This is a genomic window from Bacillus sp. AR2-1, from assembly GCF_008368755.1.
GTDB classification, from domain to species: domain Bacteria; phylum Bacillota; class Bacilli; order Bacillales; family Bacillaceae_G; genus Bacillus_A; species Bacillus_A wiedmannii.
This window is the reverse complement of the sequence record NZ_QORY01000040.1, coordinates 21292-36799: the sequence shown is the minus strand read 5'-3', so window position 1 is coordinate 36799 and position 15508 is coordinate 21292. Positions and strand designations below refer to the sequence as shown.

Annotated in this window: 15 protein-coding genes and 1 riboswitch; of the genes, 3 read left to right on the top strand and 12 right to left on the bottom strand. The window is 35.7% G+C overall.

Annotated features, from left to right (window positions below):
- Nucleotides 1–236: 236 nt before the first annotated feature.
- The gene (locus DT250_RS30000; RefSeq protein WP_147786519.1) at nt 237–1877 is read left to right on the top strand and encodes a peptide ABC transporter substrate-binding protein; all 1641 of its coding nucleotides are present in this window, start codon (nt 237–239) and stop codon (nt 1875–1877) included.
- A gap of 42 nt (nt 1878–1919) precedes the next feature.
- Here DT250_RS30000 and DT250_RS29995 read toward each other — a convergent pair whose 3' ends face one another.
- The 4 genes from DT250_RS29995 to DT250_RS29980 form a co-directional block, all read right to left on the bottom strand.
- A complete protein-coding gene (locus DT250_RS29995) occupies nt 1920–3059 on the bottom strand; it encodes a YhgE/Pip domain-containing protein (RefSeq protein ID WP_149214262.1) in 1140 nt (379 codons plus the stop codon).
- Between the two features lie 58 nt (nt 3060–3117).
- Nucleotides 3118–3699, bottom strand: a complete 582-nt coding sequence (locus DT250_RS29990; protein WP_149214261.1) for a TetR/AcrR family transcriptional regulator — start codon at nt 3697–3699, stop codon at nt 3118–3120.
- A 65-nt stretch (nt 3700–3764) separates the two neighbouring features.
- The gene (locus DT250_RS29985) at nt 3765–3956 is read right to left on the bottom strand and encodes a hypothetical protein (protein ID WP_075312858.1); all 192 of its coding nucleotides are present in this window, start codon (nt 3954–3956) and stop codon (nt 3765–3767) included.
- An 11-nt stretch (nt 3957–3967) separates the two neighbouring features.
- The gene (locus DT250_RS29980) at nt 3968–4867 is read right to left on the bottom strand and encodes a helix-turn-helix domain-containing protein (RefSeq protein ID WP_149214260.1); all 900 of its coding nucleotides are present in this window, start codon (nt 4865–4867) and stop codon (nt 3968–3970) included.
- Nucleotides 4868–5039: 172 nt separating this feature from the next.
- On the opposite strand from DT250_RS29980, the gene DT250_RS29975 reads away from it, so the two are divergent.
- Nucleotides 5040–5507, top strand: a complete 468-nt coding sequence (locus DT250_RS29975; protein ID WP_088061704.1) for a YusW family protein — start codon at nt 5040–5042, stop codon at nt 5505–5507.
- A 29-nt stretch (nt 5508–5536) separates the two neighbouring features.
- Here the strand turns inward: DT250_RS29975 and DT250_RS29970 are convergent, their stop codons facing one another.
- From DT250_RS29970 to DT250_RS29950, 5 genes are read right to left on the bottom strand one after another with little or no spacing between them, the layout of a single operon-like run.
- Entirely contained in the window at nt 5537–7126 is a 1590-nt protein-coding gene (locus DT250_RS29970) for a peptide ABC transporter substrate-binding protein (RefSeq protein WP_149214259.1), read from the bottom strand.
- Between the two features lie 13 nt (nt 7127–7139).
- Complete coding sequence (locus DT250_RS29965; RefSeq protein ID WP_149214258.1) at nt 7140–7913, bottom strand: ABC transporter ATP-binding protein; 774 nt, start codon at nt 7911–7913, stop codon at nt 7140–7142.
- On the bottom strand, nt 7910–8920 hold the full coding sequence (locus DT250_RS29960) for an ABC transporter ATP-binding protein (RefSeq protein ID WP_149214257.1): 1011 nt from the start codon (nt 8918–8920) through the stop codon (nt 7910–7912). The genes DT250_RS29965 and DT250_RS29960 overlap by 4 nt, the downstream gene beginning before the upstream one ends.
- Entirely contained in the window at nt 8877–9881 is a 1005-nt protein-coding gene (locus DT250_RS29955) for an ABC transporter permease (protein WP_149214256.1), read from the bottom strand. Before DT250_RS29955 ends, DT250_RS29960 begins: the two co-directional genes overlap by 44 nt.
- Nucleotides 9882–9897: 16 nt before the next feature.
- Nucleotides 9898–10815, bottom strand: a complete 918-nt coding sequence (locus DT250_RS29950) for an ABC transporter permease (RefSeq protein ID WP_149214255.1) — start codon at nt 10813–10815, stop codon at nt 9898–9900.
- Nucleotides 10816–10951: 136 nt separating this feature from the next.
- Nucleotides 10952–11057: riboswitch (SAM riboswitch) on the bottom strand.
- A gap of 397 nt (nt 11058–11454) precedes the next feature.
- Here DT250_RS29950 and DT250_RS29945 point away from each other — a divergent pair.
- Nucleotides 11455–11589, top strand: coding sequence for a DUF3951 domain-containing protein (locus DT250_RS29945; protein WP_149214275.1), 135 nt, complete (start codon nt 11455–11457; stop codon nt 11587–11589).
- 18 nt (nt 11590–11607) lie between these two features.
- Here DT250_RS29945 and DT250_RS29940 read toward each other — a convergent pair whose 3' ends face one another.
- The 3 genes from DT250_RS29940 to DT250_RS29930 form a co-directional block, all read right to left on the bottom strand.
- The gene (locus tag DT250_RS29940) at nt 11608–12111 is read right to left on the bottom strand and encodes a hypothetical protein (RefSeq protein WP_149214254.1); all 504 of its coding nucleotides are present in this window, start codon (nt 12109–12111) and stop codon (nt 11608–11610) included.
- Nucleotides 12112–12360: 249 nt separating this feature from the next.
- Entirely contained in the window at nt 12361–13611 is a 1251-nt protein-coding gene (locus DT250_RS29935; RefSeq protein ID WP_001014693.1) for a multidrug effflux MFS transporter, read from the bottom strand.
- Nucleotides 13612–13737: 126 nt separating this feature from the next.
- Nucleotides 13738–15456, bottom strand: a complete 1719-nt coding sequence (locus DT250_RS29930; protein ID WP_070169275.1) for a DUF3981 domain-containing protein — start codon at nt 15454–15456, stop codon at nt 13738–13740.
- Between the last annotated feature and the right edge of the window lie 52 nt (nt 15457–15508).

The following is a 15508-nucleotide window of genomic DNA, read 5'->3' as shown; positions in this document are numbered from 1 at the left end:
CTTTCCAGTGTTAATATTCTAAATAATCAAAGAAACAAAATATTTCACCATCAAAATATAACGTCTACTACGTTGAAACATATAACGATAGATTATAGCTCAACATGTATATACATATAGAACACCTGATTACCTACATACACATATCTATAATAGGTTTTCTCTTCTTCTATAGCTACACTTCAAAACGTGGACATTACGACGTTACGAACAACACATTTAGGGAGGAACGAACAATGAAGAAAAAAGTTGTACCTGTTGTTGCATCTGTTTTAGGGGCAAGTCTATTACTAACTGCTTGCGGAGGAAATAAAGATCATGCAAGCGGAGCGAAAGCAAATGATAAAGCACCTGATAAACAGGCAATTAACTTATCATTCGCTTCAGAAATTCCAACAATGGATGTTGCAAAAGCAACGGATGGGGAATCCATGAGCGTAATGCGCAATGTTTTTGAAGGTTTATATGCAATGGGAGAAGATAACAAACCAATTCCTGGTGTTGCTGAGTCGGTTGACCTTAGTCCCGATAAAACAAAATATACATTCCACCTGCGTGATTCAAAATGGTCAAACGGTACTCCAGTTACAGCAAAGGACTTTGTCTTCGCTTGGCAACGTGCCGTAAATCCTGATACAGCAGCTGAATATGCATTCTTATTCTTCGATATACAGAATGCGAAACAAATAAGCCAGAAACAATTGCCAATTGATCAACTAGGTGTCAAAGCTCTTGATGATAAAACGTTAGAAGTACAACTAGACCGTCCTGTTCCCTACTTCTTAAGCTTAACGACATTCTCAACATTCTTACCAATTAATGAAGATTACTTAAAATCTCAGGGCGATAAATATGGTTTAGAAACAAATCATTTAATTTACAACGGTGCTTTCATATTAGATAACTGGAAACACGAGCAAAGCTTCCAATTGAAGAAGAACCCTAACTATTGGGATGCTAAAACTGTAAAATTAGAAGAAATCAACTTCAATGTCGTTAAAGATAAATCTACAGAAGTTAACTTATACGATTCAGGACAAATTGATCGCGTTGCTTTAACTGCGGAGTTTGTTGATAAATATAAGAGCGATCCAAACTTCAAAGACCGCGCTGAAGTTGGCATTCAATTTTTACGACTAAATCAAAAAAATGAAACATTAAAAAATCAACATGCACGCCTTGCTATTAACGGAGCAATGAATAAAAAAGCATACGTAGAAACAATTTTAAATAATGGTGCTATTCCAGCTGAAGGAATGGTTCCTGCGAAATTCGCAAAGAGTCCAGAAGGTAACGACTTCCGTAAAGAAAACGGAAACCTAGTCAAAGATGATGTGAAAACAGCGAAAGAAAACTGGAAAAAAGCGAAACAAGAACTTGGTACTGACAAAGTAACAATCGAACTATTAACAAGTGATAATGCTTTAGCTAAAAAAACTGGTGAATATTTAAAAGGTGAACTAGAAAAGAACCTAGATGGATTAACAGTGACATTAAAACCACAACCACGTAAACAACAGCTGAAACTACTATTAAGTGGTGACTATGAAATCGGTATTGATGGCTGGGGCCCTGACTTCGCTGACCCAATTACATTCTTAGATTTATTTACAACAGATAGTGCTTATAACTTCGATAAATACTCTAACAAAGAGTACGATGCACTCATTCATAAAGTGAAAACAGATTTAGCTAGCGATGAAAAGGCTCGCTTTGAAGCAATGAAGCAAGCTGAAAAAATCCTATTACAAGACGGTGCTGTCGCTCCTTTATACCAACAAGGTCGTTCTTACCTACAACGCGGATTTATTAAAGGGCTTGTAACAACTGACTTCGGTGGTGAATTTAACTACAAGTGGACAGAAGTTACAAAATAATAAAATAAAAAAGGTATCCAATCGCAGGATACCTTTTTTATTTTATACTTCTTTAACTACATAGCTTCTTCTCTTTACTATTCCTTTTATAGATACAGTAATTACTGCTACCAATTGTGTAACTAATATAATGACTAATAATGAAATAATATTTTTCTCTAAACTTACTCCCCCAAATATTATTGTATAATAGCCATTCGCTGCATATGTTGCGGGAAATAATTCACCGATTGTTTGATATGTTTTAGAAAGCATCTCATGTGGTACAATTACACCCGAACTTACAAGTTGTAATGATAGTGAAATTATATTAAAGATCATACCTGCATTTCCGAAAACAGTTATGAACATTTGTGTTAATGAAAGAAAGGCGAAGAAAACTATCGCTTGAAACATCCATATACTCCATACTGCTTCGTGTATTTCAATTTGAAATCCTCTCATCAAACCAATTGTAATACATGCAAGTAAAATTGATACTGTACCGTTAATGACCTGCCTTGATACAAAATTACTCCAACCGTTCTTTACTTCCTTTGCAATTTTTGATAGCTCCATACTCATGATCATCGCTCCTACAAATGAAGCTAATACCATCATTAGTGGTACCATATTAGCCGAAAATCCTTTTGCATCATTTACTTTATGAACTGTAAAGCGAATTGAATCTTCAGTTAAACTTTTTATCACTTCTACATTCTCAGGCCCTGCAGCTTGTAATTTCCCAACAATCGCTTGTTTCTTATAACTTGTTATCTCTTTATTTACATTGTCTCTAATTTGCTTTGCAGCTCCTTCCATCATTTGCTTTGCCATCATGGCATTCGCTTGATTAATGTGGAAGTTTAAATTTGATTTTCCTGTTTCATTTATATCCTTTGAAAAGGAAGCAGGAATTTCAATAATCATATCGTACATATGGTCATTCATTTCTTTATTTGCTTTTTCCACAGACTGTTCTGCTTTCACTTGAAATGGTAAATTTCTCTGTAAGCCTTCTGCTATTTTACTACCTATATTTCCATCTTCATTCACAATAGCGATACGCATTTGATCTACTCTTTCATTCACTCCATCATATGCCGTTAACCAAACACAAAAGAAAATAAGTTGGAACGATAGCGCAACTACCATTCCTATATACGTACCTGGTATTTTTAAAAACTGTTTTAATGTATCCATCTTCCCGCTCTCCTATTTAGCAAGCAAGTACTTACTTGCATTTCATTTTAAATAAATACTAGGGTCTTAAAGCCCTAGCATATAAAACTATATTATTCTCAATAAATTTCTCATCATCGATTTCCATAAGTCGGTTTTCAAAACGCAATTTAGATAAGAAGTAACCAAAATTAATCCATATAAAATTCATTACTTGCGCTTCAATATTTGTATGAATAATCTTTCCCTGTTCCTGCATTTTAGCAAAATATATGATTAATTCTTCTTTTAACCCTTTTGGAATTTTGGAGATTTCCTCATCTAATTCAGGAAATTCCCTCGCCTCACGTATACCGATAGAAATAATATCTTTTATGCTATCTAAAAATTTATGATAATGCCTTGCTAAGTTCTTTAAATCCGTTTCTAATTCCCACACAATTTCTGCCTGTAAAAACCGTTTTAAATGCGGTACATATGAAAATTCAGCAATCGCGGCTTCAATAACACCCTTTTTACTTTTAAAATTGCGGAATATCGTTACTTCATTAACACCAGCACGCATTGCAATTTCTTTCGTTGTTGCTGCTGTATATCCCTTTTCTTTCACCAATTCAATTGCTGCTTGAATGATTTTTTCTGCTGTTTTTGAGCGCGCCATAAAATCCTCTCTTCCTCATGCAAGTGATCACTTACATTTAGATTATATACTTTTTCTAATCGTTGTCAATAATCCTCTTCCCCTTCTTTTTGCATCGAACTAAAACTCATCATAAATATAAACATAAACATCAAATATGTTCTCCACGTCAAAGAAGGTATATGCCCTGACCACAGATAGCTAATGAAATAGTTAATTCCCATAATACAAGACGATACTACTAAACTAATACTTATTAGTTTTGCATATTTGAACATATCTTTTCTCCTTACTTTTCTATCTCTTCAAATTGCAGATTTATTGGCTCTTCTAGTAGTGTTTCATAAAAATTTTCAGCCAAATCTGTTGAAGGAATTTTTTCATCCACTTCATCAAATCGAATACGATCTAGCCACACACAACCTTCCCCTGATAATAGGACACCAAATGCTATACCAAGTGCTTCTTCTTTTATATCTAATACAACCGAGTACGATTGCCAGTTATTCGTATTTTTAATTGGGCGATTTTGCATGTTATCCATAGCGAGTGGTTCTGTATCTTTTCCGTCTACTCTCATCCACAATCCTGCCCAATCTCTTACGTTCTCACTCTTAACAAATGCTGTTAAACGTAATCTTTTACCTACATATTTATCTGCTCGGAACATTTGCATTAATGTTGAAAATCCTCCGTGCGTAACATTTTCTTTTGCTTTTATGTATGCAGATACTTTTCCTTGATGTGCAACTTCATAATCTAAGCCCATCTCATACTCAGCAGGATGACTTCCACTTAAAATCCATCCTTTCGGTATACCTTTTTGCATTGAAATACCCTCTCTTTCTATATAAAATGACTGGAAGTACTTTCGATATTTCTTTGGTGGCAATTGAAACATTCTTTTAAAAGCTCTCGTAAATGCCTCTTGTGAGGAAAAGCCGTATTGTACTGCAATATCAATAACAGCCCTCTCCGTTGACACTAAGGCTTGCGCAGCATGAGTTAACCTTCTCTTTCGAATATAATCCGTTACACTCATCCCAACATATCTTTGAAAGATGCGATGAAAATGGTACATCGATACTGCACTGTGAGACGCCACTCTTTCTGTTGTAAGCTCCTCATGTAAATGATCCTCTATATATTCAATTGCTTGTTTTATCATCTCTTTATATTCTTCATGCATGTTAGTACCCCCTCACAACTTCAATTTACCATATACATACAAATCATTTTTGATTTAAATTGCGGATTATCCCTTGTGGCTATAGGGTAATAATTTATTTTCACCTCATACATAATTACATGATTTTGGGAAAAACTTGTATAGAACGAATTTACATAAGGAGGAATTTTTAATGAGAATTTTACTATCAGTTTTATTAGCTCTTATGCTAGTACCTGCATTAACAGGATGTAAAGCTCCTGTTAAAGAAGACACAACTTCTAATAAAAAGACTACAGAAGAGGCAAAGAATGAAGCTCCTGCTGATTTAAAACTAAACTTCAATGAATTCGATTTAAAGGCAGACTACCAAGATACAAAGAAAGACTACGAAGCTGACTATAAAAATGTAGCAGCAGATAAAAAAATGGAAGCAAAAATTGAAGATCATAAAGCAGATGTAAAATTAACAGGAGACGAGGCTATCACAAAATTAAGCCCACTTCTACAAGAATTAAAATTTAATAAAGATACTCCCGACCAAGAAGTAATCGATCAAGTAGTAAACGTGTTCAAACTTGATAAAGACTACCAAAAGTTCGATTTAGAAGTTGTCTTCTCTGATGGAACGAAAAAGGAATATAAAAGAGAAATAAAATAAAGAAGTAGGCCGTTGCCTACTTCTTTATTTTACTTTTTAGCATATCGTAAGCTCGGTTGAGATCCTACGTAGTATTCTAATCCAGATACAGATGATTTTTGTAAATAAGAATCTGTCGGGAATACAAGTGGGATTAAAGGATACTCTGTAAACATAATATCTTCTGCTTGATGTAATAAGTCAAAGCGTTTATTTTCATCTTGTTCTAATTTTGCTTGATTAATTAAATTATCGAAGTCTTTATTAAACCATTTCGCATAGTTATTTGGACCATCCCCTGCATAAATTTCTAATTGAGCAGCTGGATCTAATGTAGATCCTCCCCATCCCATATATGCAATTTGGAAGTCACTTTGTTTATACATATCGATATAACTTTTCCACTCTTTACCTTCTATTTTCACATCTACCCCAAGATTTTTCTTAAACATTTCTTGAAGTGTTTCAGCTATTTTTTTCTTATCTGAATATTTCACTGTTACTTCTGGAAGAGTAGTCCATCCCTCTTCTTTCATTCCTTCTTCTAATAACGTCTTAGCTACTGCAGGATCATATTTAAAATAGTCACCTTTCTCTTTACGGAAGTCGCGGCCACTTTCTGTTTTTGCTCCTTCTGGTACAAATCCATATGCTTCTTTTGCATTATTCTTTAATATTTTCTCTACGATAAACTTGCGATCTACAGCTATTGCAAAAGCTTTACGAATTTTCGCATTTGTAAATGGTGGCTTTTCTGAATTAAATGAATAAATATGAGTTGAGTAGTCTTGCATTTTTTTAAACTCTTTATTGTTTTGTTCCTTTTCAACTAAATCTGTTGGTATGTGAGATAGTAAATCTAATTCTCCAGATTTGTATAATTGATACGCTGTTTTACCTTCAGGAATAATACGGAATTCGATTTCTTTTGATGCTACTTTTTTATCATGAAACTCTTTATTTTTTTCTAAAATAATCGATTGATTATGCTTCCATTCTTTCAATGTAAAAGGACCGTTTGTAATTAATTCTTTTGGATCTACTTTTAGTTTACCTTTTTCATCAATAGATTTTTTATTAAGTGGAATATATAACGACTGAGATAATGTTCGTTTAATAGATGTTACCGGATGTTCAAATTGTAGCTTTAGAGTTACATCATCTACCGCTTGAATTCCTACTGCATCTTCTGCACCTTTCCCTGTATTAAATGCTTCTCCACCTTTAATGAAATATAGTTCTGTTGCATTCATAGAACCCGTTTTAGGATTTAATATTCTCTTCCAAGCAAATTCAAAATCTTTTGCTGTTAACGGGGAGCCATCAGACCATTTTAATCCTTTTTTCAAATAGAATGTATACTCTTTTCCATCCGCTCCAGCTTCCTCTTTCTCTACTAAATCCTTTTCAAACTTCCCGTCAGTTGTCTGTCTGTACAAAGTTGCAAATAAGTGCTCAATTACATAATTAGAGTTATTATCCGTTGAAATTGCTGAATCTAGCGTATAAGGATCACTACCAAGATTCGTTACAAAACGGTCTCCTTTACTAGCACTTGCTTTTGAAGTATCTTTCTTGCCACAAGCGACAGAAGTAATTGCTAATACGGTCATAATGACAAATAATAAAAACTTCTTCATCTTACATTCCCCTTTAACCTAAAATTTTTGGTGTTGATGCTAATAATGTTTTTGTATAAGAATGTTGAGGATTACGGAACACTTCATCCGTATTTCCAAATTCAACAAGTTCTCCTTTATATAAGACAGCCACTTTTTCACATAAGTAGTGAACCATCGGTAAATCATGTGCGATAAATAAATATGTATAGCCTTGTTCCTTTTGAATCTTTTGCAACAAGTGCACAATTTGGATTTGAAGTGAAACATCTAACGCTGAAATTGGTTCATCCAGGATTAATACTTCTGGCTCACATAATAACGCCCTTGCAATAGCGATCCGTTGACGTTGTCCTCCGCTAAATTCGTGTGGGTATCGATCAATATATCGCCTATCTAATCCAACACGTTCTAGCGCATCACCTGCCACCTTATCTTTCAATTCTTTATCACCTAAACCGAATGAAATATATCCTTCTGTTACGCTATCGCGTACTTTCCAGCGCGGATTTAATGCAGCTGTTGAATCTTGAAAAATGAATTGTACTTTCTGCAAGAAATCTTGCTTATGAGCTGACTTCAACTTGTGAACAACTTGACCGTTATAATCAATTTGACCAGACGTTGGGCTCTCGATCCCAGCTATGAGCTTACCAAGTGTTGTCTTTCCTGAACCACTTTCTCCAATAATGCCAAGCGTCGTTCCTTTCGGGATAGAAAGTGATATATCTTTTAGCGCTATGATTTCTTTCTTTTTACTTCCATACGTTTTCGTTACTTGCTTTACAGTAATTAAATCTGTCGTCATGAGGCATTCACCTTCTCTTTTGATTTCACTTCGTTATGATCTAGAACATGTTGCCAACAATGTGAACTGTGTTCCCCAGAATATGCTGTTCTATCAGGGAAACGATGAATGCATTCTTGTATTGCTACTGGGCATCTATTTACAAATGGGCACCCAAAGCTATTTAGCGTTTCAATTGATGGTGTTGTTCCCTCAATAGCTCTAAGTACCTTTTCGGAATCATCCATATTCGGAATAGCTTGCAATAAACTTTTCGTATATGGGTGCTTAGGTGAATCTATCACTTCTTGTATCGTCCCTTTTTCAACAACACGTCCTCCGTACATCACAACTACTCGATCTGCTACTTCACGTACAAGTGCCAAATCGTGGGTAATTAATAAAATACTCGTATTTTGTTTTTCTTTTCGCTCTTTTAATAACCCCATAATTTGCTTTTGAATCGTTACATCTAATGCAGTTGTAGGCTCATCTGCAATAACGAGCTTTGGATGACAAGCAAACGCAATTGCTAAACAAATACGTTGTCTCATACCTCCGCTTAATTGATGTGGGTACTGTTCAAAACGTTTCTCTGCTTCATGTATCCCTAAATCCGTTAATAAATTAATCGCAATTTCTTTTGCTTCTCTTTTCGACTTTTTCTCATGTTGCAAAATCACCTCTGTAATTTGCCTTCCTACTTTCATCGTCGGATTTAAAGAGGACAGAGGGTCTTGAAAGATAAACGAAATGTCTTTCCCTCGAATTTGATTCCATTCTGATTCTTGTAAATTCGTTAATCCTTGAGATTGGAAAGAGATGCTTCCGTCATCGATGTGAATAGATTCTTGATTTAATCCGACAATAGATTGTGCTGTAACACTTTTTCCTGAACCACTTTCTCCTACAAGTGCAACGATTTCACCTTCGTTAATAGAAAAGGAAACATGCTTCACAATTGCTTGCTTACTATTCTCTTTTTCAACGGCCAATGTTACGTTTTCTAAAGATAAGAGCTGTCCCATGTCTTTTCTCCTTTCGATTCCGTTTGACGATTTTTGGATCAATTGCATCTTGCAAACCATCACCAATTGCATTAAATGCGAACATGATGAGCGCAATCATCAGCGATGGGAAGAAAAGTTGCCACCATTCCCCACTTAATAGTGTCCCGAGCGCATCATTCGTCATCGTCCCCCAGCTCGCTGCTGGTGATTGTACCCCGAGTCCGATAAAACTTAAAAATGATTCTGAGAAAATAGCTGCGGGAATTGTAAATGATAAATTTACGATAATAATGCCTGTTAAGTTCGGAATGATATGTCCGTATATAATCTTCATATGCGATGTACCTAATCGCTCTGCTGCAATAACAAATTCTCTTTGCTTTAAAGATAATACTTGCGCCCTAACGAGACGTGCCATACCAATCCATCCTGTTAATGCAAGAGCAATAATAATTGTAAAAAGTCCTGGTTTCATAATGATTAGTAGTAAAATAACAATTAATAAATATGGAATACCGTATAATACTTCAATCCCTCGTACAATCCACTCATCAATTAACGTTCCAAGGCGATTACGCCCTCTCACATATCCACTAAATCCCCCAATCAGTACACCAAGTCCTATATCAAGAACGGCCGCTATTAATCCAACTACTAATGAAATTTTCCCACCAGCCCAAGTACGTGCCCAAATATCCCGACCTAAATCATCTGTTCCGAACCAATGCTCACTACTAGGAGGTAAATTTGTCGCCTCTTTTACTTGTTCACTCGCGGTAAAAGGGGTTAAACTTTCACCGATAAGAGAGAAAATAATAATGAGTAATAATGTCACCGCTCCTAGAACTGCGATCGGATTTGATACAAACTTACGAAACACTTCTTTTTTTCGGCTAATCGTTTGCTGCTCTTTATTTATCGTTAATTCTTTTTTCTCTTCATTCGTTAATAGCTGTTTATTGATTTCATAAGCTCCCATTTAAATGCCCCCCTCCTTACGTAATAGAACGAATACGCGGATCAACAATACGGTGAATAATATCTGTAATGAAAATACAAGAAATTAATAATGCACTATAGAAAATTGTTGTTCCCATAATTACTGGATAATCTCGGTTAAAAATACTATCTACAAAATATTTTCCGAGCCCAGGAATTGCAAAAATCTTTTCAATAATGAACGTACCTGTTAAAAGCCCAGCCATTAACGGTCCAACAAATGTAAGTACTGGAACAATCGCATTTCGAAGAGCATGTCTTATAATGATTTTCTTAATTGGTATACCTTTCGCTCTCGCTAGCTTAATATAATCGCTCTGCAAAACTTCAATCATATTAGAGCGAACAAATCTTGTAATAACCGCGATTGGCCCTAATGCTAATGCGAATGACGGTAATACCGTATGTTCAAATGTGCCCCAAGACGCTACTGGTAAAAGTTCAAATTGTATAGCAAATACTTGTATAAATAATGGTGCTAAAATAAAACTTGGAATAGATATGCCGAGAATCGCAAGTAAACTCACACTATAATCAATTACTCTCCCGTGATAGAGAGCAGCAAATGTACCCGCTGCAATTCCGACTAACAATGAAATAAAAAGTGCTTGTAAGCCGATGATCGCTGATGGACCAAATCCTGTCGTTATAATTTCTGATACACCTTGCCCCGTCGATTGAACAGATTCACCAAAATCAAAATGAACTACGCCGTCTAAATAAGCAACATATTGATTCCATAGCGGCTCATCAAGGTGATACTTTGCTCTCATGTTCTGCACAACTTCCGCCGGAAAGATCTTTGCATCCGATGAAAATGGATCCCCCGGAATAATGTGCATAATCAAAAATGTTACTGTTGTAATAATCCATAGTGTAAACACCATAACTGATAGTTTTTTAACAACATACACTCCAATAACCTCCTAAACTCATAAATTTACTTTGTTTTATTAGCGTATCTTTCCCATTACTCCCTTTCCTCTTCTTAAAACACAAAAAGCCTTGATCTTAAAAAATAAGATCAAGGCTTAATAAACGAAGGCCCATCACTTATCTTTCAAGACTTGCTTGCTGGAATTAGCACGGTGTTCCTGTTACAGAACCCGCTGCTGAGGTGTCATAGGGCCAGTCCCTCTACCTCTCTGGATAAGTAAATTGCTATATTATTATTTGGTTCAAATTGTATATTTCGAATTATAATTCTGAAAGAATGAAAAGTCAATCAAATTGGATATATTTAGAAAAATCAGTTTTCGCTCCTTTTATCGAAATTACAGTTTTCTCTTATAATAAAAAGAAATAATATTAAAGAAGTTATAAGATGGATCCCTTGCTTCTTGCTACTATAGGATTACCATTAACAATCGCTATACTTGTCATCATCGGTGTCTATAAAGTGAAACTTTAATCAGCGGGGGGCATCCCCCACTGATTATTAGTTGAACCAATCGGGCTTTTACGGGCAGTGGATCCCCTACCTAACTTCTTTGCTTTCACTGAATTTTGAGGTGGGGGTCTTACTGCCCGGCAAATAGCGGGATAAACTCTTTATTAAAAAGAAACATATCACTTCTTTTTATACTCCATTCGATAATATTACCGGACAAACAATCTCTGCATTTCACGAAGAACAGAAGGTATTAGTATCCGAGGATGAAGACGGAGATGGTAAGAAGAAAAAATAACCTTGCGCGTACGCAAGGTTATTTTTTCGTTTCTGCTTGAAAACGTTTATAGTATGTTGATGCTGTTGCAAAGTTAATTTCTATATCACGAATCAATGATGAGTCTTCTTCTTTAGCTAACTTCTGTAATTTTTTCATTGCTTGTTCCGATTCATTCAAGAAACCAGCGTATACCTCATGTTCTTGCTCTTTCGACTTTGGAACACGAATTTCTTTACGTATATTATCAATATCTTCTAACATGCTAGTCGTTACCTTTCGCACATCTTCTTTATATGTAGCATTCGTTATTTCCTTACCGCCCTTTTCTTTTGCCACTTCAAATAACTGTAGTGCTTTATTAATTTCTTTATTCATTTTCATATCGTATTTTTCATGTACTGCACGGTATTCTTTCATCTCTTCTGTTTGCTCAGTAGATTGCTCTACCTTTTCTTTCGGTTCTTTCGTATCTTTATTTCCATTACATCCTGCTAGAAGGATCATACTTCCCATTACAGCAATACCCAAAACCTTCTTCATCTCGTCTTCTCCTTTTATCTACAGCTACTACTCATTATAGTTTCTTTTATCTCCACTTGTTATTATACCGAGAACATCCTACTTTTTACACTTAAGACGCTACCTTAATATACATGCCTACATTTTTGTCACAGTATCGTCACTTTATGCAAATAACTTTTGCATCACCTTACAAAGCTGTATGAGTTATTTCAAAGAAATGAAAAAAGAGCTGATTCAAAAATATTTGAATCAGCTCTTTTTTATAATTTAAGCTTCTAAATTTTGTCTTTGTTGCAGTTCAAACTGCTTTTCACTTCTTCTGGCCATAAATAGATAACATAATACAGCACCAATTTCACAAAGAGCTATCACAACCCCCATCGGTAATGCGGTATTGCTTCCGCCAATACCTACTAATGGTGCAACAAGTGCTCCTGAAATGAACTGTAATAAACCTAATAAAGCCGATGCCGTTCCTGCAGCTTGTTTCTGGTTTCTCATCGCTAATGAGAAACCAGTTGTTGATACAACCCCGACACTTGATACAACAAGGAATAACGAACATAAAACACCAATTAAACCTATTCCTAGTACAATTGTCAGTAGTAAAGATAAACCACCAACAGCTGCAATAATAATACCGGAAACGAATAACGTTTTCTCATTCACTTTCCCTGCTAAACGGCCCGTAACCTGACTAGCAATAATAATACCGATACCGTTAATCGCAAAGAATAAGCTAAATTGCTGTGGTGATGCTCCGTATATGTTCTGCAACACAAATGGTGAGCCCGAAATGTAAGCAAACATTGCCGCCGTTACTAGCCCTTGTGATAATGCATATCCCATAAACAAACGATCTTTTAACAGTTTTCCATACGTCGCCAATGTCCCTGACAAACCACCTGTTTCTCTTTCTTCAGGAGGTAATGTTTCACGTAATACGAAAGTAGCTGATATTAACATGAATACACTAATTGCTCCGAGAACGATGAAGACACCGCGCCATGTTGTGAACTGTAGTAATTGTCCCCCTATAATCGGTGCCAAAATAGGCGCTGCTCCGTTTACTAACATGAGCAGTGAGAAAAACTTCGTCATTTCAGAACCTGAATACATGTCACGTACCATTGCACGTGATATAACAATCCCGGCCGATCCTGAAGCCCCTTGTAAGAAGCGCAATAACACTAAACTCCAAATAGATGGTGCAATAGCACAAAGTAAAGAAGAAGCAACATAAATAATAAGAGCGATAATAAGAGGTTTGCGCCTTCCGTAAATGTCACTAATTGAACCAACAAATAATTGTCCTACTGAAAGCCCAAGCAAACATGCTGTCAATGTAAGCTGTGCAAGAGATGCGCCTGTTTGTAAATCATCTGTTAATTTTGGTAAAGAAGGCAAATACATATCAATAGATAATGGCCCAATCGCCGTAAGTGTCCCTAATACAAGAATCATCCATAACCTATTTGTCTTGACAGGTTTATATATTTCGTGATTAACTCCATTCACTTTTCCGTTCACCCTTTCCGATAAATACTAAATCGTAACAATTATAGTTACAACATAAACATACGTCAAGTATAGTTCATTTTCCTGTTTCATACCGTAAAAAAAAGCGATAGAATTTCTATCGCTTTACTTTTTCAAATTGCTATTTGTAAATTTAGATACGGAAGACATCGCCTCTCCTGTATCTAAATATGTGATTTGAATTGGATCTCCCACTTCTGTAAACATAGCATATGGGAATTTCTTCACCGGTATCATAAATACTTTTTGTTCATTCTCTAACAGTACATACACAATTGTATTTTCACCTGATTTTTCTTTATATACACGTTGTACAACGCCTTCTTTTTGTGCTTCTTTACCATTTGAAGTCGGTCTAAATGAATCTCCACTTCCACTCAGCGCATTTTTATAATTCTCAAGCGCTTCTTTTTGCGTCGAACCTGTTGCAAATATTTTCGCATTAGAAGCATAGATAACTGTATGAGCACGTACTAATCCCCCGTCATCAATAACAGGTACAATCCAAGAAGGTTTACCATACACGTTATAAATAACCGGCATCGTTCCATGCCATTTCTCTCTCTTAAAGGAATTATCCACTACTTCCGAAGCAGCTGAACCATCCATAATCCCCTTCACTTCTTTTCCGTTATAGTAATACAACTTACCTGTACGCGCATCGATAAGCGAGTAACCTAACGCAGAATCTACTCCCTCTTTTGGAGAGGTGAAATCAGTAAAGTAATATAACGTTCCATCCTTACCGAAAATTGGTGTAACTCCTTCTTTCGTTCCCCACTCAGTCGGAATCTTCATATCCGTTTGCGAGAATTTCGTATTCCAAAATCCGTGAATATATTTACCGAAGTACGTATTTAATGTAGATGCGGTCTCGTGATTTAATACACCATCAACAAATTTAGGCGCTTTTCCTTTATCATATCTTTTCACTTCACCTGTTTGTGCATCTACTACTACAACGCCCTCTACCTCAAATCCAGATCTTCCTGAAATAAATTCACCATACGTCATTGTATAATACGGTTTCCCTTTATCATCCACTTCAAATTTAGGTTTCCCTTTAAAGATTAGATTTGGTTCTGCTTGCCTTACAACACGCTCTAAATTATTCCCGAAGAACATGCTCGGCACATATTTCATTTTATAACCAAGATGCAGTTTCGCTTCCGCATCAGGATTCGTACCTGACATCGTTACGTACCCTGGAATTGTCTCAGCTTTACGTGCTTTAAAAAAGCCTGAAACTTCAATCGGTGCTACATATAAAGCCTCACCATTTACCATTTGTGGCGTTAATTCCCCTAGCTCAAAATAAGCTACTTTCGGAATATCCCCAAATACTTTTTTCATTTTATTCTCCGCTGTCTTTGGCGGCACTGTAAACGGTTGATCATTTTCAGTAAACGGCTCTGAAATATCTTTCTCGATCTTCACAACAGAATCATATTTTTTTTGCGTGATTACTATATCGTGTAAATAACCAAAATAGCCGTAACTTGCGAGTAAAACAAACATCAGAAGTCCCTTTAACGTACCTTCTAATTTCCCTATTTGATTTTGTGAAAATAAAACAAGCCCAATTAAAACTGCTACTGCAACGGCATAATGAGTAAGAATCGAATCTGCTCGATCATCGATTAGCCAAAGATATTCATAGATTGCAATACCTATCCAAAATAATACAGGAATAACTAAAATGGATGATTTCTTACCCTTTACAACCTTCTCATCCCCTTTCTTATCCACTGCTCGAAGTTTACTACCGCTTCTTGTCCATGGAATCAAAAACAAAGTGAGAATAGCTAAAATTAAAAATTTCATCAAAGGCAATGTCCCCTTTTCTTTTATTTTCCCTTTTAGTATAACAAATAAA